Source organism: Streptomyces sp. NPDC096323 (assembly GCF_040302845.1).
In the GTDB taxonomy this organism is placed as follows: Bacteria; Actinomycetota; Actinomycetes; order Streptomycetales; family Streptomycetaceae; genus Streptomyces.
In genome coordinates this window covers 420,095-446,547 of the sequence record NZ_JBEOSI010000007.1, presented here as the reverse complement: position 1 = coordinate 446,547, position 26,453 = coordinate 420,095, and the positions used below count along the sequence as shown (strand labels likewise).

The 26,453-nt window shown below is 71.0% G+C and carries 25 protein-coding genes and 2 pseudogenes; 8 read left to right on the top strand and 19 right to left on the bottom strand.

Features of this window, described 5'->3' with window-relative positions; translation table 11 throughout:
* Positions 1-83 precede the first annotated feature (83 nt).
* Positions 84-1,559, top strand: coding sequence for an LCP family protein (locus ABTX18_RS22135; protein ID WP_352124420.1), 1,476 nt, complete (start codon positions 84-86; stop codon positions 1,557-1,559).
* Positions 1,560-1,656: 97 nt separating this feature from the next.
* Here ABTX18_RS22135 and ABTX18_RS22130 read toward each other — a convergent pair whose 3' ends face one another.
* Positions 1,657-2,688 (bottom strand): glycosyltransferase family 2 protein, encoded by a 1,032-nt coding sequence (locus ABTX18_RS22130; RefSeq protein ID WP_352124419.1) that lies wholly within the window; start codon positions 2,686-2,688, stop codon positions 1,657-1,659.
* 182 nt (positions 2,689-2,870) lie between these two features.
* On the opposite strand from ABTX18_RS22130, the gene ABTX18_RS22125 reads away from it, so the two are divergent.
* Positions 2,871-4,334, top strand: a complete 1,464-nt coding sequence (locus tag ABTX18_RS22125) for an LCP family protein (protein WP_503061185.1) — start codon at positions 2,871-2,873, stop codon at positions 4,332-4,334.
* A gap of 76 nt (positions 4,335-4,410) precedes the next feature.
* On the opposite strand, the gene ABTX18_RS22120 is transcribed toward ABTX18_RS22125, so the two are convergent.
* Positions 4,411-4,959, bottom strand: a complete 549-nt coding sequence (locus ABTX18_RS22120; protein WP_352124418.1) for an acyl-CoA thioesterase — start codon at positions 4,957-4,959, stop codon at positions 4,411-4,413.
* A 119-nt stretch (positions 4,960-5,078) separates the two neighbouring features.
* Between ABTX18_RS22120 and ABTX18_RS22115 the strand changes: the two genes are divergently transcribed.
* Positions 5,079-6,365, top strand: coding sequence for an LCP family protein (locus tag ABTX18_RS22115; protein ID WP_352124417.1), 1,287 nt, complete (start codon positions 5,079-5,081; stop codon positions 6,363-6,365).
* A 152-nt stretch (positions 6,366-6,517) separates the two neighbouring features.
* On the opposite strand, the gene ABTX18_RS22110 is transcribed toward ABTX18_RS22115, so the two are convergent.
* The 5 genes and pseudogenes from ABTX18_RS22110 to ABTX18_RS22090 all read right to left on the bottom strand — a co-directional run bounded on the left by ABTX18_RS22110 (position 6,518) and on the right by ABTX18_RS22090 (position 8,823).
* On the bottom strand, positions 6,518-6,994 hold the full coding sequence (locus tag ABTX18_RS22110) for a hypothetical protein (RefSeq protein WP_352124416.1): 477 nt from the start codon (positions 6,992-6,994) through the stop codon (positions 6,518-6,520).
* Positions 6,995-7,038: 44 nt separating this feature from the next.
* Positions 7,039-7,494 (bottom strand): hypothetical protein, encoded by a 456-nt coding sequence (locus ABTX18_RS22105; protein WP_352124415.1) that lies wholly within the window; start codon positions 7,492-7,494, stop codon positions 7,039-7,041.
* 214 nt (positions 7,495-7,708) lie between these two features.
* Entirely contained in the window at positions 7,709-8,164 is a 456-nt protein-coding gene (locus ABTX18_RS22100; RefSeq protein WP_352124414.1) for a hypothetical protein, read from the bottom strand.
* Positions 8,112-8,355: pseudogene (locus ABTX18_RS22095) on the bottom strand (hypothetical protein); the annotation flags it as partial. The pseudogene ABTX18_RS22095 and the gene ABTX18_RS22100, both read right to left, overlap by 53 nt.
* A 30-nt stretch (positions 8,356-8,385) precedes the next feature.
* Entirely contained in the window at positions 8,386-8,823 is a 438-nt protein-coding gene (locus ABTX18_RS22090) for a hypothetical protein (protein WP_352124413.1), read from the bottom strand.
* 146 nt (positions 8,824-8,969) lie between these two features.
* Between ABTX18_RS22090 and ABTX18_RS22085 the strand changes: the two are divergent.
* Positions 8,970-9,629 (top strand): annotated as a pseudogene (locus tag ABTX18_RS22085) (DNA alkylation repair protein); the annotation flags it as partial.
* A gap of 89 nt (positions 9,630-9,718) precedes the next feature.
* Here ABTX18_RS22085 and ABTX18_RS22080 read toward each other — a convergent pair.
* On the bottom strand, positions 9,719-10,876 hold the full coding sequence (locus ABTX18_RS22080; protein ID WP_352124468.1) for an acyl-CoA dehydrogenase family protein: 1,158 nt from the start codon (positions 10,874-10,876) through the stop codon (positions 9,719-9,721).
* Positions 10,877-11,050: 174 nt separating this feature from the next.
* Here ABTX18_RS22080 and ABTX18_RS22075 point away from each other — a divergent pair, with 174 nt between their 5' ends.
* Positions 11,051-12,394 (top strand): UDP-glucose dehydrogenase family protein, encoded by a 1,344-nt coding sequence (locus ABTX18_RS22075; RefSeq protein WP_352124412.1) that lies wholly within the window; start codon positions 11,051-11,053, stop codon positions 12,392-12,394.
* A 76-nt stretch (positions 12,395-12,470) separates the two neighbouring features.
* Here ABTX18_RS22075 and ABTX18_RS22070 read toward each other — a convergent pair whose 3' ends face one another.
* A complete protein-coding gene (locus tag ABTX18_RS22070; RefSeq protein WP_352124411.1) occupies positions 12,471-12,983 on the bottom strand; it encodes a CGNR zinc finger domain-containing protein in 513 nt (170 codons plus the stop codon).
* Positions 12,984-13,097: 114 nt separating this feature from the next.
* Between ABTX18_RS22070 and ABTX18_RS22065 the strand changes: the two genes are divergently transcribed.
* Positions 13,098-13,457, top strand: a complete 360-nt coding sequence (locus tag ABTX18_RS22065; RefSeq protein WP_352124410.1) for a VOC family protein — start codon at positions 13,098-13,100, stop codon at positions 13,455-13,457.
* Between the two features lie 18 nt (positions 13,458-13,475).
* On the opposite strand, the gene ABTX18_RS22060 is transcribed toward ABTX18_RS22065, so the two are convergent.
* The 3 genes from ABTX18_RS22060 to ABTX18_RS22050 are packed head-to-tail and all read right to left on the bottom strand — an operon-like array spanning position 13,476 to position 16,425.
* Positions 13,476-14,672, bottom strand: a complete 1,197-nt coding sequence (locus ABTX18_RS22060) for a dipeptidase (protein WP_352124409.1) — start codon at positions 14,670-14,672, stop codon at positions 13,476-13,478.
* A gap of 5 nt (positions 14,673-14,677) precedes the next feature.
* Positions 14,678-15,214, bottom strand: coding sequence for a 5-(carboxyamino)imidazole ribonucleotide mutase (purE, locus tag ABTX18_RS22055; protein WP_352124408.1), 537 nt, complete (start codon positions 15,212-15,214; stop codon positions 14,678-14,680).
* Entirely contained in the window at positions 15,211-16,425 is a 1,215-nt protein-coding gene (locus ABTX18_RS22050) for a 5-(carboxyamino)imidazole ribonucleotide synthase (RefSeq protein WP_503061184.1), read from the bottom strand. Before ABTX18_RS22050 ends, purE begins: the two co-directional genes overlap by 4 nt.
* A gap of 111 nt (positions 16,426-16,536) precedes the next feature.
* Between ABTX18_RS22050 and ABTX18_RS22045 the strand changes: the two genes are divergently transcribed.
* The gene (locus tag ABTX18_RS22045; RefSeq protein WP_352124406.1) at positions 16,537-17,133 is read left to right on the top strand and encodes a GtrA family protein; all 597 of its coding nucleotides are present in this window, start codon (positions 16,537-16,539) and stop codon (positions 17,131-17,133) included.
* A 4-nt stretch (positions 17,134-17,137) separates the two neighbouring features.
* Here ABTX18_RS22045 and ABTX18_RS22040 read toward each other — a convergent pair whose 3' ends face one another.
* Positions 17,138-18,403 carry a sensor histidine kinase gene (locus tag ABTX18_RS22040; protein ID WP_352124405.1) on the bottom strand — a complete coding sequence of 422 codons (1,266 nt, stop codon included), beginning with the start codon at positions 18,401-18,403 and terminating at the stop codon, positions 17,138-17,140.
* 15 nt (positions 18,404-18,418) lie between these two features.
* On the bottom strand, positions 18,419-19,096 hold the full coding sequence (locus ABTX18_RS22035) for a response regulator transcription factor (RefSeq protein ID WP_018524728.1): 678 nt from the start codon (positions 19,094-19,096) through the stop codon (positions 18,419-18,421).
* Positions 19,097-19,517: 421 nt separating this feature from the next.
* Between ABTX18_RS22035 and ABTX18_RS22030 the strand changes: the two genes are divergently transcribed.
* A complete protein-coding gene (locus ABTX18_RS22030; protein ID WP_352124404.1) occupies positions 19,518-21,014 on the top strand; it encodes a peptide MFS transporter in 1,497 nt (498 codons plus the stop codon).
* 118 nt (positions 21,015-21,132) lie between these two features.
* Here the strand turns inward: ABTX18_RS22030 and ABTX18_RS22025 are convergent, their stop codons facing one another.
* The 5 genes from ABTX18_RS22025 to ABTX18_RS22005 all read right to left on the bottom strand — a co-directional run bounded on the left by ABTX18_RS22025 (position 21,133) and on the right by ABTX18_RS22005 (position 26,240).
* Entirely contained in the window at positions 21,133-22,491 is a 1,359-nt protein-coding gene (locus ABTX18_RS22025) for a hypothetical protein (protein ID WP_352124467.1), read from the bottom strand.
* A 38-nt stretch (positions 22,492-22,529) separates the two neighbouring features.
* Positions 22,530-23,645, bottom strand: coding sequence for a hypothetical protein (locus ABTX18_RS22020; protein ID WP_503061183.1), 1,116 nt, complete (start codon positions 23,643-23,645; stop codon positions 22,530-22,532).
* The gene (locus ABTX18_RS22015) at positions 23,642-24,718 is read right to left on the bottom strand and encodes a COG1470 family protein (protein WP_352124403.1); all 1,077 of its coding nucleotides are present in this window, start codon (positions 24,716-24,718) and stop codon (positions 23,642-23,644) included. Before ABTX18_RS22015 ends, ABTX18_RS22020 begins: the two co-directional genes overlap by 4 nt.
* A gap of 101 nt (positions 24,719-24,819) precedes the next feature.
* Positions 24,820-25,485 (bottom strand): peptidase, encoded by a 666-nt coding sequence (locus tag ABTX18_RS22010; protein WP_352124402.1) that lies wholly within the window; start codon positions 25,483-25,485, stop codon positions 24,820-24,822.
* Positions 25,486-25,691: 206 nt separating this feature from the next.
* On the bottom strand, positions 25,692-26,240 hold the full coding sequence (locus ABTX18_RS22005) for an ATP-binding protein (protein ID WP_352124401.1): 549 nt from the start codon (positions 26,238-26,240) through the stop codon (positions 25,692-25,694).
* Positions 26,241-26,453: the final 213 nt, after the last annotated feature.

The window sequence follows — 26,453 nt, the reverse complement described above, 5'->3', positions numbered from 1 at the left end:
GCGGTCACCGGCGCGGCAAGTCGCGTAAACGGGCGGCCAAGAAGTCCCGTAAACGCCGCATATTCCGCTGGATAGCCCTCACGTTGGCGGTGCTGATACTGGGGACGGCCACCGCCGGATACCTGTACTACCGGCACCTCAACAACAACATCCGCAGCAGTGGGCGCAGCGGCGGCGAGAGCGGTGTGAAGAAGGCCGAGCCCAACGCCATGGGCCAGACGCCGCTCAACATCCTGCTGATCGGCTCCGACAGCCGCAACACCGCGGAGAACGTGAAGCTCGGCGGCAGCAAGGACAGCGTCGGCGACAAACCGCGGGCGGACGTCCAGATGCTGCTGCACATCTCGGCGGACCGGAAGAGCTCCTCCCTGGTCAGCATCCCGCGCGACACCATCGTCAAGATCCCCGAGTGCAAGGACGAGGACACAGGCCAGTCGTACGCCGAGACCGTCAACAAGCCGATCAACGAATCGCTCCAGCGGGGTGGGCCCGGTTGCACGCTGACGACCTGGGAGAACCTCACCGGTGTCTACATCGACCACTGGGTGATGATCGACTTCGCCGGTGTGGTGGCCATGGCGGACGCCATCGGCGGCGTCGAGGTGTGCGTGAAGACCGGCGTCTGGGACCGGCCGACCCGGATGGTCTCGGGCGGCTCCGGCCTCAAGCTCCCGGAGGGAACCACCAAGGTGACGGGCGAGGACGCGCTGAAGTGGCTGCGTACCCGGCACGCGTTCGGCAACGACCAGAACCGTGCCAAGGCCCAGCACATGTACATGAACTCGATGCTCCGCACGCTGAAGAAGCAGAACGCGTGGTCGGACGCGGGCCGGCTGATGAACCTCGCGGAGACGGCCACCAAGGCCCTCCAGGTCTCCGACGAGATCGGCACGGTCAAGAAGCTCTACGACCTGTCGATGCAACTGAAGAACGTGCCGATCAACCGCATCACCATGACGACGATCCCGACGGCCGAGTGGTCGCAGGACAAGAACCGGCTCGTGCCGATCGAGAAGTCCGCCGACCAGATGTGGCAGATGCTCCGGGACGACGTCGCCTTCGACAAGAACGGCAAGCCGAAGGCGAAGGCCTCCGCATCCGCGACACCGGCCGGTCCGCCCGCGGCGGCGCCGGGCACGCTCGACGTCACGGTGGTCAACGGCACGGGCCTCGGCCAGGCGCCCCGGGACGGCCGGGCCTCCGAGGTCGCCGGGATGCTGAACGGCAAGGGCTTCGACCTGGCCAAGGCCTCGCGGACCGCGGAGCCGCGCAAGCAAACGGTCGTGCATTACGCGCAGGAGGACGGCGATCAGGGCAAGGCGGACGCGGCCTCCGTGGCCAAGGCGCTCGGACTGCCGACGGCAGCCGTCAAGGCCGACCCGAAGGCCGGCGGGCTGACGCTCGTCGTCGGAGCGGACTGGCGCGACGGGACCGTGTACGAGGCTCCGAAGGCGGCGGAGGCGGGTGAGCTCCCGGAGGGCGCCGATGATCTGAACGCCGCCGACGAGGGCAAGTGCATGGACGTCTACTCCGTCTACCGGTGGGACGGGAAGAGCTGACGCGGACAGCCCACCCGCTGACGCGGACAGCCCACCCGCCGCGGCGGGTGGGCTGTCCGATGCGCTTTTGGTACGTGCCCGCTTGCGCGCGGAGCGCTCAGGCCACCGGTGTGCCCGGTTCGGTGAGTGCCGGGCGGCGGCTGGCGATGACGCGCCTGGCCAGCGAGCGCGGGCTGGTCAGGAAGCCGTATCCCCACGACATGTGCATCGTCGCCAGCGCCACCGGGATCTGCGCCCGGGCCTTCAGTGACAGGCCCCTGCCCGCCGGGAGGGACCCGGCGACGATGGCCGCGACATACCCGGCCGGGACGACGAGCGCCCACGGGGTGACCGCGGCGCCCACCACGAGACCGGCCGCGATCGCGACGACGGCGGTCGGCGGGGCGAGGTAGCGCAGGTTGATGGAGCCGGAGTGGTAGCGGGCGACGACGTGCCGCCAGCGGCCGTAGTCCTTGTACTGCTTGGCGAGCGCCCGCACGGAGGGGCGCGGGCGGTACTGCACGCGCAGCTCGGGCGAGAACCAGATCCGGCCGCCGGCCTCACGGATGCGGAAGTTCAGCTCCCAGTCCTGGGCCCGGATGAACTCGACGTTGTAGCCGCCGGCCTGTTCCAGGGCCTCCCGGCGGAACACGCCCAGGTAGACGGTCTCGGCCGGACCCGCCTGGCCGCCGGTGTGGAAGGCCGCGTTGCCGACGCCGATCTTCGACGTCATGGCCGCCGCGACGGCGTCCTCCCAGGCGTTCTCGCCCTCGGCGTGCATGATGCCGCCGACGTTCTGCGCGCCGGTCTCCTCCAGGAGCCGGACGGCGGTCGCGATGTAGTTCGGCGACAGCATGCCGTGGCCGTCGACGCGCACCACTACGGGGTGGTGGGAGGCCTTGATCGCGGCGTTGAGCGCGGCGGGGGTGCGGCCGGTGGGGTTCGGCACGGTGTGGACCCGGGGGTCCTCGGCGACCAGCTCGGCGGCGATCTCGTCCGTACGGTCCGTGGACGGGCCGAGCGCGATCACCACCTCCATCTCACCGTCGTACTCCTGTTCCAGGATGTGCCGGACGGAGTTCCGGAGATGCCGCTCCTCGTTGAGTACCGGCATGATCACGGAGACGGCGGTGGGCTGCGCGGCAGACATGTGGTCCTCGGGGAGTCCTCGGGAGCGCCGGGGGTCTCGCACCCCACCAGGCGGCGTTATTCGGCCGCCACGTTACCGCGAACGGGGGACAGCGGCGCGCGCCGCCCACGTGCTTACCGGGATGCAGATCGTATGGGCCTACCGTGCGAACGGTCCCCCTCGCACCGCGGAGGTGTCCCCCCGTGCCCACACCGCATCGCTCCCCCCGTCCGCCGAGGCCCCGCGCCGCTCCCCCGCGGCGCGTACGACCCACGAAGAAGGACGAGAGACCGCGCTGGGGCATGCGGATGGCGACCACGCTCTCCGTGCTGGTGCTCGGCGCGGGCGGCATCGGCCATGCCGTCGTCACGGATCTGGAGTCCGGGATCGACCGGATCGACCCGTTCAAGGACATGAAGAACCGGCCCACGGGGGGCCGCGGCATGAATCTGCTGCTGGTCGGCACCGACGGCCGCGACAAGATCACCAAGGACGAGAAGAGCACGTACCGGCTGGGCGGCGCACCCTGTCACTGCACCGACACGATCATGCTGGTGCATCTGTCCGCGGACAAGAAGCGCGCCAGCGTCGTGAGCCTGCCGCGCGACAGCTATGCCGAGATCCCCGAGCACCGGGACGGGACGACGGGCAAGGAGCACGCGGCCCACCCGGTGAAGCTGAACGCCGCCTACGCCGAGGGCGGGCCGAATCTGACCGTCCGGACCGTCGAGCACATGACGGGCGTCAAGATCGACCACTATCTGGAGGTCGACTTCACCAGCTTCATGACGACGGTCGACACCCTTGGCGGGGTGAAGATCTGCACGGCCCGGCCGATGAAGGACTCGTACACCGGCCTCGACCTCGCGGCCGGCACCCACGAGCTGAACGGCGGGCAGGCGCTCCAGTACGTGCGCTCCCGGCACATCGACGGCGCCGCCGACCTGGGCCGCATGCAGCGCCAGCAGAAGTTCATGGCCTCGCTGATCAAGCAGGCGACGAGCAGCGGGGTGCTGCTGAACCCGGTGAAGTTCCGTGACGTCGCCTCGACGATGCTGAGGTCGGTGCGCGCCGACAGGGGCTTCGGTACGGACCGGATGCTGGAGCTCGGCCAGGCGATGCGGGGCTTCTCCGCCGCCTCGTCCGAATTCACGTCCGTGCCGATGGGCGACGTCGCGTACCAGGTCAAGGGCATCGGCTCGACCGTCAAATGGGATCCGCGGAAGTCGAAGCAGCTGTTCCAGGCGCTGCGCGACGACAAACCGCTCACCGCGGCCCGGCCCCAGGAGGCCCCGGCGAAGAAGGTCGACATCCCGCCGAAGCAGATCCGGATCCAGGTCTACAACGGAACCCCGAGGGACGGGCTCGGCACCATGGTCGACACCGCGCTGCACGCCACGGGCTTCGACACCACCCGCGCCCCGCTGACCGCACCGCAGCGCGACGTGAAGCGCACCCTGGTCACGTACGACCCGCGCTGGGACCGGTCCGCGAGGACCCTGGCGGCGGCGCTCCCTGGGGCGGAGCTGCGGGCCGTGACCGGGCAGGGCAGCACGATGAACGTGACCGCGGGGGCGGACTACCGGAAGGTCGAGCGGGTCCGGGCCGCGGAGCCGGATCCGGGCAGGTTCGGCGCGGTGAAGGGCGACGAGGTGGTCTGCCCGTAGCTGCGCGTGGCCGGCCGTGGCGGCTCGTAGCTGCGCGTGGCCAGCCGTGGCGGCTCGTGGCTGGCCGTGGCGGCTCTCAGTCCTCGATGCCCTCGGCCGCGCGCTTCTCGCGCAGTTCCTTGATCGCGCGGCGCCGGGCCAGCCGGTGGGTGCGCCGGATCTGCGCCTCCTGGTAGCGCCGGTTGTCGCGCTCCGTCTCCGGGATCACGGGCGGCACCCGGCGCGGCTTTCCGTCCCCGTCGACCGCCGCGAAGACCAGATACGCGCTGCCGACCTGGGAGGCGGGGGTCGATTCGTTCCAGCGCTCGGCCATGACCCGGACCCCGACCTCCATGGAGGAGCGGCCGGTCCAGTTCACCTGGGCACGGACGTGAACAAGGTCACCGACGCGGACCGGCTCCAGGAAGACCATCTCGTCCATCGAGGCCGTCACCGCGGGCCCACCGGAGTGCCGGCCGGCCACCGCGCCCGCCGCGTCGTCGACCAGTTTCATGATCACGCCACCGTGCACCGTACCCAGCAGATTCGTGTCGCTGCCGGTCATGATGTGGCTGAGGGTGGTCCGGGAGGCCGCGGTCGGCTTGCCCGGAATGTCGCCCTCCGGGCGCGGGGCCTGATCTGTCATGCCCTCCACCTTATGCGGGGGCCCGAAGCCCGTCGCAATGCATCAGCTTCGCAACAGCCCTGGTCCGATTTCCCTCACCCCCTGTAAGAGCGGTGGCCCGGACCTGCACACTGGATCGCATGAACGATTGGCCCGAGGGCTGGACCGACGACAACCGCAGCGGAAACCGCTACGGGCAGGGCAGCGGGAGCGACCGGCCCGAAGGCGCCCGCTCGATGCCGCATGTCCAGCGCCGCCCCGCCCCGCCCCAGCAGCGCCCCGCGCCGCCGAGGCCGCCGCAGGTGCCGCAGCAGCCCGGCGGCTACGGCGACCCCCCTCAGTGCGACAGCGGCTACAACACGGGAGAGGTCTACGGCGGCGGTCGCGGCGGTGGCGGTCACGGCGGCGGACCCGGCGACGGCGGATACGTCCAGGGCCGCCCGGCGGCAGCGCCCGACTGGCGCCGCCGGATCAAGATCGGCGCGCTGAGCCTCGTGGTCGTGGTGCTCGCCGTCTCCGTGGGCACGTACTTCTGGGCCGACTCCAAGCTGAAGCGCGAGGTCGACCTCTCCAAGGTCATCGAGCGTCCGGAGGCGGGCGACGGCACGAACTACCTGATCGTCGGCTCCGACAGCCGCGCGGGCATGACGTCCGAGGACAAGAAGAGGCTCCACACCGGTTCCGCCGAGGGCAAGCGGACCGACTCGATGATGATCCTGCACGACGGCTCGAACGGCCCGACGCTGGTCTCGCTGCCCCGTGACTCGAACGTCGAGATCCCCTCGTTCGTCGGTTCCGAGTCCGGCAAGAAGTACGAGGGCAAGGGCCGTACGACGAAGCTGAACGCCGCGTACGCCGAGGACGGCCCCGAGCTCCTCGTCCGTACCGTCGAGTTCAACACCGGGCTGCACATCGACCACTACGTCGAGATCGGCTTCGGCGGCTTCGCCAAGATCGTGGACGCGATCGGCGGCGTGGAGCTGGACATCCCCAAGGCGTTCAAGGACAAGTACTCCGGCGCCGACTTCCCGGCCGGCAAGCAGACCCTGAACGGCCAGGAGGCCCTGGCCTTCGTCCGCACCCGCCACGCGTTCACGTCCGACCTGGACCGTACGAAGAACCAGCAGAAGTTCCTCGCGGCGCTGGCGAGCCAGACGGCGACCTTCTCGACGATCATCAACCCGTTCAAGCTGTACCCGACGATGGGCGCGGGCCTGGACACCCTCATCGTCGACAAGGACATGTCCCTCTGGGACCTGGGCCAGATGTTCTTCGCGATGAAGGGTGTCACGGGCGGCGACGGCGCGTCGCTGAACATCCCGATCTCCGGCTCCTCGGGCGGCAACCTCCTCTGGGACAAGGCCAAGGTCAAGCAGTTGGTCGAGCAGCTCAACAACGACGAGAAGGTCACGGTCAGCGGGAACTGACCGCGGACCCCACCCGGAGCCCGGACGGTTCAGCCGTCCGGGCTCTGTGCGTCCGTACGGCTACGCCTTCCCATGAGCGAGCACCGCGAAGGTGCGGGCACCGCTTTCTGCCCGCCCGTCCCGGATCCGCCGCTCACTCGCGTCGAACGCGGTCACCGGGCACCTCCGGACGGGCCCTGCGGCTCCGCTTCGTCCAGGTCTTCGTGGAGCGCGCCCAGAATCCGCCCGGTCGGCTCGCCCTCCGGCGACAGTTCCGCCAGACACCAGCCGGGCAACTGCGCCACGGTCCCGGGCGGAAGATCGCCGTCCGCGGGATCGTCCAGCCCGTGGAGGAGGCCGAACGCGGTCTCCTTCGCCACCTCCCGGGCTATCTCGCCCAGTTCCGCGGGTGTCAGTCCGAGCCGCAGCGCGCGCTCGACGGCCCCGCTCGCCGCGCTGCTCTTCCGGTATGCCTCGACCCAGTCGGGAGCGGCTGAACTCCACGCGTCGATGTCCTGCCACGCCATGCGCAGGAACCTGAACCGGGCCAGCTGAGGGATGTTCTCCTCGGCCTCCGACTCGGCCCAGCCCAATGCGTCGTCGGCCCCCAGCGTCTCGAACAGGCCGGTGAGCGCGTCGATGTCCGTCATGGACAGGGAACGTACGCCACTGGCCACGCCTCCCGTCACTCGGTTCAGCCGAACACGGAGACGGCGATCAGCCCGACGACGACAGCCGCGGCCCACACCAGGACGGTCGCGCCCCGCCTGCGCCTGCCCTGCCGGGAATCCGGCCGCGGCCGGGTGGTCCGTGTCGGTGAGGCCGCACGCGCCTCGGCCTCCCTCGCGCCGGCCGTCTCGGCCAGCAGACCCCGGCAGCAGGCCGCGAGGCGGGCGAGGTCGCCGTCGAGGGGGACGGTGGTCTCGGCGCGGGCCGGTGCGGTGGTGCCGCCGTCCAGGATGCGGCCGGCCCGGAGCCTCACCCGGCCGGACCCGTGCGGGGCGAGACTGATCCACCGGCCGGCGTCCTCGCCCCGGATCACCACGGTGCCGCCGCGTTCGCGGTAGACGGTGTGCTGCCGCCAGAGCAGTTTCGCCAGCGGCCCGGGGAGGTCGGCCACGGTCGCCGCCTGCCGTCTGTCATCGCTCAACGACACGCTGCCACCCGCCAGTTCGTGGCGCCGGCGTTCGGCCGGGGTCTGTGCCCCGGTATGTACGTGGTCAACTCGCCCATCCTCTCGGGCACGCCGGTCGGCGTGATCACCGCAGGATTGTAGGGGGTACGTCAACTCCTCGCGCACGCGAGGAAGCTGACGGCCCGTGACTTCCTGCCGCTTCGCCACGCCTTCCAGCGGAGCGCCACGCTCAGCCGCGGAAGTTGCGGGCCAGCCAGGGGCTGAGCATCGTGCGCGGAACGAGTTCCTTGTACGTCTCGTCACCGGGCAGCGGAACGACGAGCCACTGGCCGGGCGGGAAGAACCTCCCCTTCACGTACGCGATGCCGCCGTACACGGAGCGGAGGAACGCGGGCACGGAGTCGCGGGGGACGTCCTCGAACTCCACTCCGTCGACGGTGATCTTCGCGTCGTCCTCGGGAAAGACCTGGACGGTGACGGCGGGCGCCCCGCCCAGCTCGATGAACGCCTCGTGCGGAAGCGAGCCGTCCGTGTCGAGCACGGCGAACGCCCCGGCGGAGGTGCGGCGGGAGGTCTGGTCGGCACCGATGTCGTCGGTGACGGTCATCTCCAGGTTGAGCGAGCTCGCCACCTCACGGACTGCGGCGACGGCGGCCTCGGTGCTCGGCAGATGAGGCTGTCCCATGTGTCTCTCCCCGTACTTGCTCGATGGCGGCCATCGACTCCCGAGGACTGAGAGCCCGGGCCCGGATCATGCCATACCGCAGCTCGGGTTCGGAGCTGCTGCTTCGGTTCGGAGACCGGCCGACCGCTGAAGGCTCTCTCTGAGCGCCCCACCGTCCGGATCTCCCCGTCGATTCCCGCACGCGCCTCGCGAACCGATCTCCGGCAGCAAGCCGACAGTCGTCAAGCGGCCTGGCGGGCTCCGGATGCGGAATCCCGTAGGGACGGGGCGCGTACCGCGCCTGCCCCGGCGACGCCCATACCCAGAACGCCCGCCGCCACCAGGAGGGCAGGCAGCGACGGCCGGATCAGGAGCAGCATCGCGATCGGACTGACCGTGCCGGCGGAGATCGCCGCGGTGAGTGAGACCGCCCAGCGCAGGACGCGCGGGACAGGGCGGGTGAGCACGATGAAGCCGCCCGCGACGGCGGCGACCACGATCGCCGCCACGAGGAGCGCCCCCCAGGACGCACCGGGGATCTCGGGCCCGAACCGGTCCTCACGTGTCGCGCCACTGCTGACGGCCCACATCCACAAGGCGGCGGCCAGAGCTGACGCACCGACCACCCCATAGGCGAGGTAGAACTTCTTCGTGTGGGGCACGGCGGTGGTTTTGCCCATGGGTGGTCAGTCCTAGGTTCGGGTGCGCAACGGGCCCACGCTACGGCTTCCCGTCCTCCCGCTCGACGCGATTCACCGGCACGAGCAGGCTGGAGAATGCCTCCGCCCGTAGGCTGAATCCCGTAGGCGAGGAACGGGAGGTTCCGGTGACCGGGACGACAGTGGCCCAGGTGAGGGCCGAGCTCGCCACGCTCGACGACCCCAAGGCGCGCGCGGTCAACGAGAAGCACGGCGACGATCACGGGGTGAACCTGGGCAAGCTGCGGGCGCTCGCGAAGCGGCTGAAGACGCAGCAGGAACTCGCGGGCGAGCTCTGGGAGACAGGGGACACCGCGGCAAGGCTGCTGGCGCTCCTGATCTGCCGCCCGAAGGCGTTCGGGCGCGAGAAGCTGGACGCCATGCTCCGCGAGGCCCGCGCGCCCAAGGTGCACGACTGGCTCGTGAACTACGTGGTGAAGAAGAGCCCGCACGCCGAGGAGCTGCGCGTCGCCTGGACCGCCGATCCGGACCCTGTGGTCGCCAGTGCCGGCTGGGCGCTGACCACCGAACGCGTGGCGAAGAAGCCCGAGGGACTCGACCTCGCGGCGCTGCTCGACGTCATCGAGGCGGAGATGAAGGACGCCCCGGACCGCCTGCAGTGGGCCATGAACCACTGCCTGGCCCAGATCGGCATCGAACACCCCGGGCACCGCGCCCGCGCGATCGCCATCGGTGAGCGCCTGGAAGTGCTCAAGGACTACCCGACGCCCCCGGGCTGCACGTCTCCGTACGCACCCGCCTGGATCACCGAGCTGGTGGGGCGGCAGGGCGGAAGAACCCACGGTAGGCAGCAGGGCCACAGGACTGCGCCCGCACCCGGAAGGTTCCGGGTGCGGGCGCAGGGGGCCGCTTGCCGTTACGGCAGGTTGCGGGCCATCACGATGCGCTGGACCTGGTTCGTGCCTTCGTAGATCTGGGTGATCTTCGCGTCGCGCATCATCCGCTCCACCGGGTAGTCCCGCGTGTAGCCGTAGCCGCCGAGCAGTTGGACGGCGTCCGTGGTGATCTCCATCGCGACGTCGGAGGCGAAGCACTTGGCCGCGGCGCCGAAGAACGTGAGGTCGGCGTCGAGGCGCTCGGACTTGGCGGCGGCCGAGTAGGTGAGCTGGCGGGCCGCCTCCAGCTTCATGGCCATGTCGGCGAGCATGAACTGGACGCCCTGGAAGTCGCCGATCGGCTTGCCGAACTGCTTGCGCTCCTGGACGTAGCCCTTGGCGTAGTCCAGCGCGCCCTGGGCGACGCCGAGCGCCTGGGCCGCGATCGTGATGCGGGTGTGGTCCAGGGTCTTCATCGCGGTGGCGAAGCCGGTGCCCTCCTCGCCGATCATGCGGTCGGCGGGGATGCGGACGTTGTCGAAGTAGACCTCGCGGGTCGGGGAGCCCTTGATGCCGAGCTTCTTCTCCGGGGCGCCGAAGGACACGCCCTCGTCCGACTTCTCGACGACGAAGGCCGAGATGCCCTTGGAGCGCTTCGTCGGGTCGGTGACCGCCATGACCGTGTAGTACTCGGAGACGCCCGCGTTGGTGATCCAGCGCTTCACGCCGTTGAGCACCCAGAAGTCACCGTCGCGCACGGCCCGGGTCTTCATGCCGGCGGCGTCGGAACCCGCGTCCGGCTCGGAGAGCGCGTACGAGAACATCGCGTCGCCCCTGGCGAGCGGGCCCAGGTACTTCTTCTTCAGGTCCTCGGAACCGGACAGGATCACCGGGAGCGAGCCGAGCTTGTTCACCGCGGGGATGAGGGAGGAGGAGACGCAGGCACGGGCCACCTCCTCGATCACGATGACCGTGGCCAGCGCGTCGGCGCCGGCGCCGCCGTACTCCTCGGGGACGTGGACCGCGTGCAGGTCGGCGGCGGTGAGGGCGTCCCGGGCCTCCTGCGGGAAGCGGGCCTCCTCGTCGACCGCGGCGGCGAACGGGGCGATCTTCGCCTCGGCGAGCGCGCGCACCGTCTCACGGAGCATGTCGTGCTCCTCGGCCGGACGGTACAGGTCGAAATCGGTCGAACCCGCCAAGACGCTCACTCCCCAAGATGCTAACTACCGTTAAGTAACCCAATTTTAGGCGTGTTCCCCGGCGCAGGCATACGGGCTGGGGCCGTGAGCTTCACGACAGCCGGAATGGGACGTTTCAAGGGCAGGACTATGCTCGTTCACCGCACGTCTGTCCGCACCTCACAGGAGCACTACATGGCCCTCAGGATCACTGTGATCGGCACCGGCTACCTCGGCGCCACCCACGCCGCGGCCATGGCGGAACTGGGCTTCGAGGTCCTGGGCCTCGACATCGTGCCCGAGAAGATCGAGCTGCTGTCCGCCGGCAAGGTGCCCATGTACGAGCCGGGGCTGGAAGAGATCCTGAAGAGGCATGTCGCGGGCATCGACGGGTCCACCGGGCGGCTGCGGTTCACCACCTCGTGGGAAGAGGTGGCGGAATTCGGCGATGTGCATTTCGTCTGCACCAATACGCCGCAGAAGCACGGCGAATACGCGTGCGACATGAGCTACGTGGAGAGCGCCTTCGATTCCCTCGCCCCGCTGCTGACGCGGCCCGCCCTGGTCGTCGGCAAGTCCACCGTGCCGGTCGGCTCCGCGGCCCGGCTCGCGGCGCGGCTCGTCGAGCTCGCCCCCGTGGGCGAGGGCGCCGAGCTGGCCTGGAACCCTGAGTTCCTGCGCGAGGGCTTCGCCGTCAACGACACCCTGCACCCGGACCGGATCGTCGTCGGCGTGGAGAGCGAGCGCGCCGAGAAGACGCTGCGCGAGGTGTACGCCGGGCCGGTCGCGGAGGGCTCCCCGTTCGTGGTGACGGACTTCCCGACCGCCGAACTGGTGAAGACCTCCGCCAACTCCTTCCTCGCCACCAAGATCTCGTTCATCAACGCCATGGCGGAGGTCTGCGAGGCCGCCGACGGCGACGTGGTGAAGCTCGCCGAGGCGATCGGCCACGACGAGCGCATCGGGAAGAAGTTCCTGCGGGCCGGAATCGGCTTCGGCGGCGGCTGCCTCCCCAAGGACATCCGTGCCTTCATGGCGCGCGCCGGTGAGCTGGGCGCCGACCAGGCGCTGACCTTCCTCCGCGAGGTCGACTCCATCAACATGCGCCGCCGCGGCCACATGGTGGAGCTGGCCCGGGAGGCCGTCGGCGGCGACTCCTTCCTCGGCAAGCGGGTCGCCGTGCTGGGTGCGACGTTCAAGCCGGACTCGGACGACGTACGCGACTCCCCGGCCCTGAACGTCGCCGGGCAGATCCATCTCCAGGGCGCCCAGGTCACGGTGTTCGACCCGAAGGGCATGGACAACGCCCGGCGGCTCTTCCCCACCCTCGGTTACGCCGACACCGCTCTGGACGCGGTGCGCGGCGCGGACGTGGTGCTGCACCTCACCGAGTGGCGCGAGTTCCGCGAGCTGGACCCGGAGGCGCTGGGCGAGGTCGCCGGCCGCCGCATCATCCTGGACGGGCGCAACGCCCTGGACCCGGTGGTGTGGCGCGAGGCCGGGTGGACGTACCGGGCGATGGGGCGGCCGAAGGCCTGAGTCCGAGCGGGCGCCGGGGCCGGCACGGCCCCGCGCTCAGCCGCGTCCTTCGCGCGGTACGTGCACGGCCCCGCGCTCAGCCCCGCTTCGCGCGGTACGTGCGCATCTTCGCGCGGGCCCCGCACACCGACATGGAGCACCACCGGCGGCGTCCGCCCGGGCTGCGGTCGTAGTACACCCAGCGGCAGTCCGCCGCCTCGCACGCCTTGAGCCGGGCCCAGGTGCCGTCGGCCGACGCGGCGGCGATCGCCGCGGCGACGCGGGCGGTCAGCCCGGGCGGCTCCTCCACGGGGCGCAGTGAGGCCGCGCCGTCCTCGTCCACCATGACGCGCAGCGGCGCACCGGCCAGCAGCCGGTCGAGCACGGACACCGGGCGGGCCTCGGGCGGGTGGTGGCCGGCATGGGCGAGGCAGGCGGCGCGCAGGGCCTCGCGCAGGACGCGGGCCGCCGGGAGGTCCGGCTCGGCGACGTCGAGTGCGGCGCGCGCGGCGGCCGTGTCGAGGGCGTCCGCACCGGTGTCGACGCTCAGGGTGTTGACCAGGGCTTCGATCAGCGCGAGTCCGCCGGGCGCGGAATCCCTCTCATTCATGGTTGCGACGTTACCTCCATTGCGGGAGTATGCAGTAACGGTGACCGGTTGGAGCGTCTTACCGGTAACCACCTGTCTCCACGTATGCCCGCATCTGCCCGAGGAGAGAACGTCATGGCCGTAGCCAAGCTGGGTGCCGTCGTCCTGGACTGCCCCGACCCCGTCGCCCTGGCCGGTTTCTACGCCGGGCTGCTCGGCGGCGAGGCCGAGCAGCACGAGGACTGGGTGGACCTCACCGGAGTCACCGGCGCTCCGCTCGCCTTCCAGGCCGCGCCCGGTTTCGTACCGCCGAGGTGGCCGCGTCCGGATGCCTCGCAGCAGTTCCATCTGGATCTGACCGTGCCGGATCTCGACGCGGCCGAGAAGGAGGTGCTGGCGCTGGGCGCGACCGTGCTCGACGCGGAGGACCGCGAGCGGACCTTCCGGGTGTACGCCGATCCGGCGGGGCACCCGTTCTGTCTCTGCGCCGGCTGACACGCACGCCCCGGGGGCTCAGGCCCCCGGGGCGTCCAGCTGCTCGATCGTGGCGTGGGACGGGGCGCGGCGGGTCCGCAGGTCCCGGGCCACGTCCTCGGCTGCGCGCAGCACGCGTACGGCGTTCTGCCAGGTGAGCTTGGCGAGGTCGGCGGTGGACCAGCCGCGGCCCAGGAGCTCCGCGATCAGGTTCGGGTAGCCGGAGACGTCCTCGAGGCCCTGCGGGAGGAACGCGGTGCCGTCGTAGTCGCCGCCGATGCCGATGTGGTCGACGCCCGCGACCTCGCGCATGTGGTCGAGGTGGTCGGCGATCGTGGCCACGGTCGCCATCGGGCGCGGGTTCGCCGCCTCGAACGCGGCGTGGATCTTCATCGCCCGCTCGGTGGTGTCCAGGTGGTGCAGCCCCTGGGCGCGCATGTTCTCGTCCGCGGCCTTCGTCCAGGCGACGGCCTCCGGCAGGACGAACTTCGGTACGAAGGTCGCCATGGCGATGCCCCCGTTGGCCGGGAGCTGTGCGAGGACGTCGTCGGGGATGTTGCGCGGGTGGTCGCAGATCGCCCGCGCCGAGGAGTGCGAGAACATCACCGGCGCGGCCGAGGTGGCGAGCGCGTCGCGCATCGTCGTCGCCGCGACGTGCGAGAGGTCGACCAGCATGCCGGTGCGGTTCATCTCCCGCACGACCTCGTGGCCGAACGGGGAGAGGCCGCCGACGCCCGGGACGTCCGTCGCCGAGTCCGCCCAGGCGATGTTGTCGTTGTGCGTGAGCGTCATGTAGCGGACGCCCAGGGTGTGCAGGGCGCGCAGGGTGCCCAGCGAGTTGTGGATGGAGTGGCCGCCCTCGGCCCCCATCAGGGAGGCGATCCGGCCCTCGGAGCGGGCCGCCTCCATGTCGTCGGCCGTCAGGGCCCGGCGCAGGTCGGCGGGGTGGCGCTCCAGCAGCTCGGCGACCGCGTCGATCTGTTCCAGGGTGGCGGCGACGGCGGTGCCGCCCGCCATGTCGGACCGTACGTACACGGACCAGAACTGGGCTCCGACTCCCCCGGCGCGCAGCCGGGGGATGTCGGTGTGCAGGTGGGCCGACTGGTCGGTGGCGATGTCGCGGGCGTCCAGGTCGTAGTTGACCTGCTCGCGCAGGGCCCACGGCAGGTCGTTGTGGCCGTCGACGACGGGGTACTCCGCGAGGAGTTCCCGTGCCTGGTCCAGTCGGTCCGTCACGGTTCCTACTTTCCGAAGCCGAAGGTGTCGGGGTTCCCGGCCCTGCTGCGCAGGCGCTTGCCCTTCTCGGTGGCCTGGTCGTTCAGGTCGGAGAGGAATTCCGTCATACGGGTCTGCAGCTCGGCGTCGTGCGCGGCGAGCATGCGGACGGCCAGCAGGCCCGCGTTGCGCGCACCGGCGATGGAGACGGTGGCGACGGGGATACCGGCGGGCATCTGCACGATCGACATGAGGCTGTCCATGCCGTCCAGGTACTTCAGCGGGACCGGCACCCCGATGACGGGCAGCGGGGTCACGGAGGCCAGCATCCCTGGCAGGTGGGCGGCGCCGCCCGCACCGGCGATGATCGCCCGGAGGCCGCGGCCCGCGGCGTTCTCGCCGTACGCGATCATTTCGCGCGGCATGCGGTGGGCGGAGACGACGTCGACCTCGTACGGGATCTCGAACTCGTCCAGCGCCTTGGCCGCCGCTTCCATGACGGGCCAGTCGGAGTCCGAGCCCATGACGATGCCGACGACGGGGGCGGAGCCTTGTGCGGTCATTCGGTGATCGTTCCTCGCAGGTAGTCGGCCGCGTGCCGGGCGCGCTCCCGCACGTCCGCCAGATCGTCGCCGTAGGTGTTGACGTGGCCGACCTTGCGGCCGGGCTTCACGTCCTTGCCGTACATGTGGATCTTGAGCTGCGGGTCGCGGGCCATGCAGTGCAGGTACGCCTGGTACATGTCCGGGAAGTCGCCGCCCAGCACGTTGGACATGACCGTCCAGGTGGCGCGCGGGCGGGGATCGCCGAGCGGGAGGTCCAGGACGGCCCGGACGTGGTTGGCGAACTGCGAGGTGATCGCGCCGTCCTGGGTCCAGTGCCCGGAGTTGTGCGGGCGCATCGCCAGTTCGTTGACGAGGATGTGCCCGTCGCGGGTCTCGAAGAGTTCGACGGCGAGGTGGCCGACGACGCCGAGCTCGGCGGCGATCCGCAGGGCGAGCTGCTGGGCCCGGCCGGCGAGGTGCTCGCTCAGGCCGGGGGCCGGGGCGATGACCGTGTCGCAGACGCCGTCGACCTGGATGGACTCGACGACCGGGTAGGCGACGGCCTGGCCGTGCGGCGAGCGGACGATGTTGGCCGCCAGCTCCCGTACGAAGTCGACCTTCTCCTCGGCGAGGACGGGGACGCCCGCCCGGAAGGGGTCGGCCGCGTCCGCCTCGGAGCGGACCACCCAGACGCCCTTGCCGTCGTAGCCGCCGCGCACGGTCTTGAGGATGACCGGGAAGCCTCCCACCTCCTCGGCGAAGGCCGCGGCGTCGGCCCGGTCCTTCACGATGCGGTGGCGGGGGCAGGGCGCGCCGATCTCGGTGAGCTTCGCGCGCATCACCCCCTTGTCCTGGGCGTGCACCAGCGCGTCGGGGCCGGGGCGCACGGGGATGCCGTCCGCCTCCAGGGCCCGCAGGTGCTCGGTGGGCACGTGCTCGTGATCGAAGGTGATCACGTCGCAGCCGCGCGCGAAGGCGCGCAGCGTCTCCAGGTCGCGATAGTCGCCGACGACGACTTCGCTCACCACCTGGGCCGCCGAGTCCTGAGCGGTGTCACTGAGGAGCTTGAACTTGATGCCGAGGGGGATGCCCGCCTCGTGGGTCATACGGGCGAGCTGACCGCCACCGACCATGCCGACTACCGGGAACGTCACTCCTCCAGGGTATCCGCACCCTTCGGGGTCGCCGGACGATGCCCCGGGCGGGCCCCGGGACGAGGGGCTCGCCACACCCGTCCCCGTACTCACAGGCAGCCGACGGGCCGCCTGGTTAGCATGGCTGGGTTGACGGAACCGAACCTGAACCTGAAGCAGAACCGACAGACGGGCTGAGCGATCACCATGAGCGAACGGGGCGCATTGCGGGTCCGGCTGGATCTGCTGGCCCGGGAGGTGGCCAAGTTCGGCGTGGTCGGCGCGGTCGGCCTGGTCGTCAATATCGCCGTTTCCAACCTGCTGTGGCGCTACACCGACATCCCTACGGTGCGGGCGGGTCTGCTGGCGACGTTCGTCGCGATCCTCTGCAACTACGTCGGCTTCCGCTACTGGACGTACCGGGACCGCGACAAGAGCGGCCGGACCCGGGAACTGACGCTGTTCCTGCTGTTCAGCGTGGTGGGTGCGGTCATCGAGACGGGTGTGCTGTACGCGGCGACGTACGGATTCGGCTGGGACACCCCGGTCCAGAGCAACGTCTTCAAGATCGTCGGAATCGGCATCGCGACGATGTTCCGCTTCTGGTCCTACCGCACGTGGGTCTTCCGGGCGCTGCCCGTCGAGGAGGCGCCCGTCGAGGCTGCCCCGGCCGACGAGGACGCGCTGCCCGGCAAAGGCGTCGCCGTGAACACGCAGGACCCCGCGCAGGGGCCTGCCGTCTCCGTCCCCGCCCCCGCGCCGGCCGCGGCCGTGCGGGTCGACGCGGACCCGGCTCGGCGGTAACGGCTCACCTCACCGGGCGTTCCGGTTCGTCCCTGTTCAGGGCCACCTGGCTGAGGAAGAGCGCGAAGACCGGGGGCTGCTGCTGGAGCAGTTCGAGCCGGCCCCCGTCCGCTTCCGCGAGGTCGCGGGCCACCGCGAGGCCGATGCCCGTGGAGTTGCGGCCGCTGATGGTCCGCTCGAAGATCCGTGCTCCCAGGTCGGCGGGGACGCCCGGTCCCTCGTCCGTCACCTCGATGACCGCCTGGTTGCCGGTGACGCGGGTGCGCAGCGCGACCGTACCGCCGCCGTGCATGAGGGCGTTCTCGATCAGGGCGGCGAGCACCTGGGCGACCGCCCCCGGCGTGCCGACGGCGCGCAGCCTGGTTTTGCCGGAGCAGACGACGGCCCTGCCCTCACTGCGATAGGCCGGGCGCCACTCCTCGATCTGCTGCTTGATGATCTCGTCGAGGTCGAAGACGACGGCGGAGCCGGTCCGCGGGTCCCGGGCGTTCGTCAGCAGCCGCTGGACGACGTCCGTGAGCCGCTCGACCTGGGTGAGGGCGATGTTCGCCTCCTCCTTCACGGTCTCGGGGTCGTCCGTGACGGAGATCTCCTCGATCCGCATGGAGAGCGCGGTGAGCGGCGTACGGAGCTGGTGGGAGGCGTCGGCGGCGAGCCGGCGCTCCGCGGTGAGCATCCGGGCGATGCGTTCCGCCGAGGAGTCGAGGACGTCGGCGACCCGGTCGAGCTCCGGCACCCCGTACCGCTTGTGGCGCGGGCGCGGGTCGCCGGACCCGAGGCGTTCCGCGGTCTCGGCGAGATCGGTGAGCGGCGAGGCCAGTTTGTTGGCCTGGCGTACGGCCAGGAGCACGGCGGAGACGATGGCCAGCAGCGCCACCGCGCCGATGATCATGAGGGTGCGGCCGACCTCGCGGGTGACGGAGGAGCGGGACTCCTCGACGGTGACCTTCTCGCCGTGTTCGCCCTCCTCGGTGGCGCTGATCACGCTGCCGCTGGGGCGGTCGCCGACCTCGATGGGGGCGCGGCCGGGCATCTTGATCAGGGCGTATCGCGTGTCGTCGATCTGCTCGGCCAGCACGGCGGGGTTGATCCGCTCGGCGCCCAGGAGCCGGCTCTCGATCACGCTGATCAGCCGCAGCGCCTCGGAGTCGACGCTCTCCTGGGCGCTGCTGCTGATGGTGCGGGTCTCGACGATGACGAGGGAGACGCCGAAGACGGCGATCACCACGAGCACCACGGCGAGGGTGGAGTTGATCAGGCGTCGGCGCATGACTGCTTCTGTACGTCAGCTCTTCTCGAAGCGGAAGCCGACGCCCCGGACGGTGGCGATGTAGCGGGGATTGGCGGCGTCGTCGCCGAGCTTCTTGCGGAGCCAGGAGATGTGCATGTCGAGGGTCTTGGTGGACGACCACCAGGTGGTGTCCCAGACCTCGCGCATCAGCTGGTCGCGTGTGACGACACGGCCCGCGTCGCGGACGAGGACCCGCAGCAGGTCGAACTCCTTGGCGGTGAGCTGGAGTTCCTCGTCGCCCATCCAGGCCCGGTGCGATTCGACGTCGATCCTGACGCCGTGGGTGGCGGGCTGCGGGGCGGGCTCGGTGGCGCCGCGGCGCAGCAGGGCCCGGACGCGGGCCAGGAGCTCGGCGAGCCGGAACGGCTTGGTGACGTAGTCGTCGGCGCCGGCGTCGAGGCCGACGACCGTGTCCACCTCGTCGGCGCGGGCGGTGAGCACCAGGACCGGCACGGTGTGGCCCTCGGCGCGGAGCCTGCGGGCGACTTCCAGGCCGTCCATCCCGGGCAGTCCCAGGTCGAGCACGACCAGATCGATACCGCCCTGGAGGCCGGCGTCGAGCGCGGTCGGGCCGTCTTCGCGGACCTCGACCTCGTAGCCCTCCCGACGCAGGGCGCGGGCCAGCGGCTCCGAGATGGATGCGTCGTCCTCGGCGAGCAGTACACGGGTCATGGGGTGATGGTAGTCCGCGCGGACGACAACGAGTGAGGTGATCCGGAAGCCCTGCGGGTCTGCGGCCGGTTCATGACCAGGCCTTCGAATATGGGAGTGTGGTTGCGCTTGAACCTGTGATCCATGTCTCAAGTCCTTCCATATGCCGCTCTGTCGTGTCGTATGGTGTTTCAACGCCTGTTGCACTACTCAAGGACCTTTGGGCAGCTCTGAGCGCCTGGGGTCCTTCTTCCTGTGCAGGACTGGTACCCGCCAGTCCGGATTTTTCAGTGAATGACCTGTGGGCCGGGCCCGGTACGCCGATGAAGGCGCTCCGGGCGTGGATCCCGACGCGGTGGCGTTCCCGTGCCGGTGCCGGCCTCCCCCCACCGGGCGCGTACGGCTCACGAGGCGACGCGTCCCGAGCAAGCAAGGATCGATCATGGCGTCCAGCCTGACGAAGGACCCCGCGAGCACCGCGGTCGCCGAGAAGACCTTCTTCGGCCACCCCCGCGGCCTGGCGACGCTCTTCATGACCGAGATGTGGGAGCGCTACAGCTTCTACGGCATGAAGGCACTGCTCCCGCTGTACCTGATCGCGCCCGGCGGCATGCACATGAATGCCACCACGGCGACGGCCATCTACTCCGTCTACATGGCGATGGTCTACCTGCTGGCCATGCCCGGCGGCTGGGTGGCCGACCGCTTCTGGGGGCCGCGCAAGACGGTCGCCATCGGCGGCGGTGTCGTCATCCTCGGCCACATCACGCTTGCCGTACCCAACTCGGCGTCCTTCTTCCTGGGTCTCGCCCTCGTCGCGCTCGGCTCCGGGCTGCTGAAGGCGAACATCTCCACGATGGTCGGCCACCTCTACAAGGGCCCGGACGATCCGCGCCGTGACGGTGGCTTCACGCTCTTCTACATCGGCATCAACCTCGGCGCCTTCCTCGCCCCGCTGACCATCGGCAGCATCGGCGAGAACGTCAACTGGCACTTCGGCTTCGCGCTCGCCGCGGTCGGCATGGCCCTGGGTCTCGCCCAGTTCCTGCTCGGCACCCGCCACCTGAGCCCGGAGAGCGACGTCGTCTCCACTCCGGCGACGGAGCAGGAGAAGCGCTCCGTCCTGCGCAAGGGCCTCATCTGGCTGATCGTCGCGGCGGTCCTCTACGGCCTGCTCGCCATCACCGGCAACTTCGCCGACTGGGCCACGGTGCCGCTCAGCATCGCCGGTCTGGTCATCCCGGTCGCGGTCCTGGTGCGCATGAAGCGCGACAAGGAACTGACGAACACGGAGCAGTCCAAGCTGTCGGGCTACATCTGGTTCTTCGTGGTCGCCGCCGTCTTCTGGATGATCTACGACCAGAACGGCTCGACCCTGTCGATCTTCGGTGAGGGCTCGACGACGAACAGCCTGCTCGGGTTCGACTTCCCGACGTCCTGGTACCAGTCGCTGAACCCGATCTTCATCATGGCGATCGCCCCCGTGGTCGCCTCGGGCTGGCTGTGGCTGAACAAGCGCGGCAAGGAGCCGAGCACCGCCGTCAAGTTCGCCTCCAGCCTCGTGCTGATCGGCATCTCCTTCGTCGTCTTCATGATCCCGCTGATCGACACCGCGGCCAACGGCGGCCGGGTCAGCCCGATGTGGCTGGTGGCGATCTACTTCATCCAGACGGTCGCCGAGCTCTGCCTCTCCCCGGTCGGTCTGTCGGTCACCACGAAGATGGCGCCGGCGAAGTACAGCTCCCAGATGATGGGTGTCTGGTTCCTCGCGGTGACCGCGGGCGACTCGTTGACGGGTCTGCTCACGTCCACGCCGGTCGGCGTCAACCTGGACACCACGGGGGCCGTCGCCTTCGAGGCGGTCCTGGCGGTCATCGCCGGTATCGGCATCTGGATGTACCGCAGGAAGGTCACGCAGCACATGAGCGACGCGAGCTGATCCTCCGGCTCCACGCGTAGGCGTCCCAGGGGCCGCCGCACCGTTTCTTTCCACGGTGCGGCGGCCCTTTTCGTGTGCGTACGGGTTTCTCGTACGCACACGGGAATCCCGGTTCAGCTCACCGGCCCGAGCGCAGCCGGCGCCACGGGGTGAACGTGAACACGGCCCCGCCCAGCAGGATCGCCGTGCCGGCGACCAGGCCGAGTGCGCGCAGGGCGCCGTTGTCCTTTGCCCCGGTGGCCGCGAGCCCGCCGCCGGACGCCGTGCCGCCCGCCGCCGCCGCGCCGCCGGAGGCCGCGCCGCCGGAGGCCGCGCCGCCGGAGGCCGCGCCGCCGCCGGAGGCGCCGCCCTCCTGTGCGGTGGTGTCGAGCACGAGGGACGCCTCGGGGGTGCCCTTGACCGTGCACGGGATGTTGATCTTCGAGCCGCCCAGCATGACGTCGATCGTGAGGGCGCCGGGGGTGAGGGTGGACCTGCCGGAGGCGCCCGGCTTGTACGTACCGGTCATGTCGGGCAGGCTGACCGGCTTGCCCGTCTCCAGGGGCTCGGGGTTCCCCGGCCCTCTGACGGTCACGGAGCCCTTGTCGGCACCGCCGATGACGATGTTCATGGACGGCTTGAGCGCACCGGCGGGCAGCGGAGCCGGGCTGTCCATCACGCCCTTGGCGGTCTTGACCGTGAGCGCGTAGCTCCCGCCCGTCTTCTTGGCGTTGATCGTCACCTTGGAGGCGATGCCCTCCTGCGGGCCGGGCGCCTTGCAGGCGAAGTTCACGACGACTTCCTTGCCCGGGAAGTCGGTGGCCCCGCCGCTGCCGCCGGTGGTCGTGCCGCCGCTCGTCGTGCCGCCGGTGGTCGTGCCGCCGGTGGTCGTGCCGCCTCCCGTGGTCGTCGTGCCCCCGCTGGTGGTGCCGCCCGCGGTCGTGCCGCCGGCTGTCGTTCCCCCTGCCGTCGTGCCGCCGGTGGTGGATCCGCCACCGTCCGTGACCTTGATCGTCGCGCCCGGCCGGACGGCCTCCTTCGGGGAGCACTTGGTGTCCGTGGAGAGGGGCTTGGAGACGTTGATGTTGTACCCGTCGGGCGTCAGCGTCAGCTCACCCGCCTTCTCCAGCTTCAGCGAGCCCTTCATGTCCGGCAGGATCATCGGGCTGTTCTTGGGAATCGGCGGGTTCTGGCGCGGCCCCTCCATCTTCAGGTCCCCGGTGGCGGCGCCGCCCAGCTTGACGGTGCCGGTCGGCTTGACGGTGTCCTTCTCGAGATCGAGGACATCGGGGTTGCTCGAGGCGGCTTTGACCGTCTTCCACACGACCTCGACGGTGTCCCCGACCTTGGCCTCGGCGGGCGCGGTCAGCCGCACCTCGGTGGTGCCCTGGACGGCCGGCAGTCCGGAGATGGCCGGGGGTATGCACTCCGTCTTGTACGAGATGTCGGCGGCCTGGGCCGGGCTCGCGGCCAGCAGCATGCCCGCCCCGCCGATCATCATCGCGACTCCCGCCGCGACCGTCCTGCGTTGCGTACTCACGAATGTCCCTTCGTCGTCGGTCCGTGCTCTGACGGTGCGGAATCAGGGGTGAACCACGGCAGCACGGCCGTGGTGGTGCCGGGGGACGGCGCGGGGCTCGCAGCCGGGGCGCGCCGCAGCTTCGGGAACCTCGCGGTCGCTCCGGCGCGCGGGGACGTACGCCGGCGGCCTCCGGCGTGGCCGGGCCGCGGCCGTGCCTTGTCGACGATCGCCATGCCGATACGGAAGACGGCCGCGGGTACGACGAGGCAGAGCAGGATCCAGAAGAGCGTCACGCCCCACGGGCGGCCGACCCCCCACGGCTGCTCGGCCAGCACCTTCGTGCCGTACTTCAGTGAGATCTGGTAGTCGCCGTGCGCGCCGGCCGTCAGCTCGACGGGCAGTTCGATACGGGCCTTGCGGCCGGGCTCGACGGTCCCGCGCCACTGCCGCTCCTCCCACTGGGCGGCGTAGACGCCGTGCGCGGTGCCGACCTGGAAGACCGGGTCCTTGACCGGTGCGGAGCCCAGATTGCCGACGGTGAACACCAGCCGGCGAGAAGGCGGGGCGCCGAACCACGTCAGCAGTCCGCTGTCACCCTCCAGCCGGGTGGCCGCGAGCACGGCGAGCTTCCCGTCGCCGGTCTCCTTGGGAAGCGGGGCGACGGGGTGGCCCGCCACCACGAACCCCGCGTCAACCAGAGCCTGTTCGCTGGTCACCGTGGCGACATGGACCACGCAGGGGCAGGGCGCGGGCGGCTCGGCGACGGGCATCTTCTTGGTGAAGGCACCCTTGTCGTCCGTGGTGACGGCGCGACCTTGCGCGTTGGCGCAGGAGTTGGTGCCGCCGATCACGCCGCGCGCGGGGGTGGACTGCCCGCAGATCAGCATCATGAGCAGGGTGTCGGGCCGCCATCCCCTGCCCTTGACGGTGACCTCGCCGCCCTTGCCCGCCTGCTTCTGCGAGAGCGTGACCACCGGTTCCGGTGCCGCCGCGGTGCGCCCTTCGGCCCCGGCCCCGGTCGCGGTGAACAGCAGGGCGGGCAGTAGCGCGGCCAGCAGTACGGCGAGCAGGGCGCCCGCCCGCCCGCGCCGCCCGCTCCGGAGTGCCGCCGGTCCGGTCCGTCCCGTCACGATTCCGCTCCCGCCTTCACCAAGTGCCTCTTGTCGCAGTACTGTTCGGGGTCCGGCGCCGGGACGGCGCCGTCGTCGTAGGGCGTGCCCCGCCGTGTCGCTCGCCGGCGCCGGAGGCCGTACGCACCGGCGGCGACCGCGACCAGGAGGAGCAGCGCGCCACCGGTCACCGGCGCCCAGGGCACGTAGGCCGCCGAGGCGGTCGCCTCGCCGTGCGCCCCGCCCGCCGCCGTGACGCGGAGCCGTACGGTGACGGAGCCGAGGGCGGGGGCGTCGCCCCATGGCTCGGTGAGCCGGACCCGCTGACCCGGCAGCAGTTCCAGGGGCAGGGCGCGGGTGGCGCGCCGCGGCAGGGCCCCGAACACCCCGTCCGCGCTGACGGACAAGCGGGGCACGAGGACCGCGTTGCCCCGGTTGACCAGCGTGTAGTGGACGGTCCCGCCGGTCAGCGTGACGTCCTCCACCGTGAGCGCGGCCAGTGTCGGTCCGCCGACCCGCAGTTGGACCTGTACGCCCACCGAGCGGCCGCCGCTCTCGGCGACGATCGCGCCCGGGTGGTCACCGGGCAGCGCGTCCTCGGGCACGGTGAAGGAGACCGGTACGTCGGCCCTGGTCCGGCCGGGCACCGTCACCTCGCCGCTCGCCGTCCGCAGCCAGGCCCCGGTCCCGGTGGAGCCGCGCGCACCGCGCACCGCGAAGCCGCCGTCGGCCGTGTTGTAGGCGTCGGCGCCGCGCAGCCGTACGGTGACCGGCTCCGGTCCCGGGTTGATGACCGAGAGCCGGTCCTCCAGGACGCTCCCGGGCAGGCCCTCCAGGTAGAAGTACGGCCTGCCCTCCTCCTGCCCGGTGCCGCTCGCCGCGGGCCGCGCCGTCCACGCCGGGCCGTCCGGGTGCTCGGTGGCACCGGCCGCCGGCGCCGTGGCGAGGGCGCACCACAGCGCGGCGAGCAGCGGCAGGGCCCGGGCGACGCGTCGCGTGGCGGACCGCGGTCGGACCGCGGGCACCGGGGCGTTCGGCGGTCGGACCGCGGGCACCGGGGCGGGGCGGACGGCGTGACCGGTCAGCGGCGGCATGGGCGGCTCCCTGGTGCATGACGGCGGCGTGCGGTTCGTGCGGGAGCGGGCCCGGTGCCTGCTGCTGCCCGCGGCGGCGACGGCGGCGGTTCGCGCGGGGGTCAGCCCGTGGCCCGCTGCCCGCGCCTGGTCAGCCACAGGACGCCGGCCGCTCCGGTCAGGAGCACCGTGCCGCCGAGGGTGCCGAGCGCCACGGCCGAGTCCAGCGGGCCCGTCCTGGGCAGCGACTCGTCGCTGTCCGGCGTGGTCGCCCCGCCGCCCGCGGCGGTGACGTCGAGGGAGAGCGAGGGGCCCGGGCTGTTCGCCGGGGTGCAGGTCGTCGTCGTACCGAGCGCCTTGATGGTGAGCACTCCGGCGGTGAAGTCGACCTTGCCGCTCTTCTTCGGGGTGTACGTCCCCGAGAGGTCGCTGATCTTGATGGGGCTGTTGGCGGGGATGGCAGCCGCGTTGGCCGGGCCGGATACCTGGACCTGTCCCGGGTCGGCGCCGCCCACCTTGATCACTGCGCTGGGGTTCATCGCCCCCTTGCCCAGCTCGACCGGGCTGGAGGAGACGCCCTTCTGGAAGGACATGGTGAGCTTGTAGCCGCTGCCGCTCTTCACGCTCTTGATGTCGATCGGCGAGACGGCGGCCTTGTCGCCGATCGGGGTCTTGCACTTGTAGTTGACGTCGACGACCGTCGCGTGGGCGGCGGGCGCGGCCAGCAGCACCACCGCGCCCGCCAGCCCGGACGCCAGCGCGAGAGCTGTTCGCTTCTGGTACGACACCTCGAGTTCCCCTCATGCCGGGAGTCGCCGTGCGCCGCTCCGCGCGGCCCGCATAACTGACGACACATCAGATTGGGCGCTCAAGGTACGCCCGGGGCCTTGTGGAGGGAAGACAAAGAGCGCGCCGATCCGGCGCGCTCTTCGAGGGACTTTCCCGGGACTCAGGAGCCCAGGGGGGCGAGCAGAGGAAACCCCGCGGGAGAGGGTCAGGCCGGGGCGGACAGCTCCGCCCAGACGGTCTTGCCGGGTTCGCCCGGCACGCGTACGACTCCCCAGTCCATGCAGAGCCGCTGCACGATGAACATGCCGTGGCCGCCGGGACGCCCCGCCCGGTGCGGGGTGCGGGGCGCGGGCTGTCCCGCTCCGCCGTCGGCGACCTCCACGCGCAGCGCCTTGGGCGTGCGGGCGATGCGGATCTCGTCGGGACCGTCCGCGTGCAGACACGCGTTGGTGACCAGCTCGGAGACGACCAGCAGGACGTCCTCGGCGGCGGCCCGGCGGTCGGCGGTCGAGGCGGGGAGCCAGCCCCAGTCGTGGAGCGCCTGGCGGGCGAAGTCACGGGCCGTCGGCACGATGCCGCTGACCTGCCGCAGCGACAGGGTGCGCCACTGCCTCTCCGCGGGCTCGACGGACGCGGCGGAGGGAACGCCGGAACGCGCGTCCGCGCGCGTGCCCGCGTCGGCGCGTGCACCCACGCCTGCGCCCTCCGGCTCGCGGCCGAGGTCGCCCGGCGGATGCTGCCGGGTGGTGCTCATCAGCGGTTCACCTCACCGATTCACCATGTCGCCATTGAACAGATACGAATACTGACGCGGACACCGTTACAGGTATCGCACGGAGACGAAGCGTGCAGGTCTTCCACGGTTCGCCGGGGTGTCTCCTGCCCGGCTTTGTGGTGACAACACCCACTTCGTCTACGCGGAAAGCGTGACGCGGGCGACAGAAGAGGTGCCCGGGGCGTCGAAACG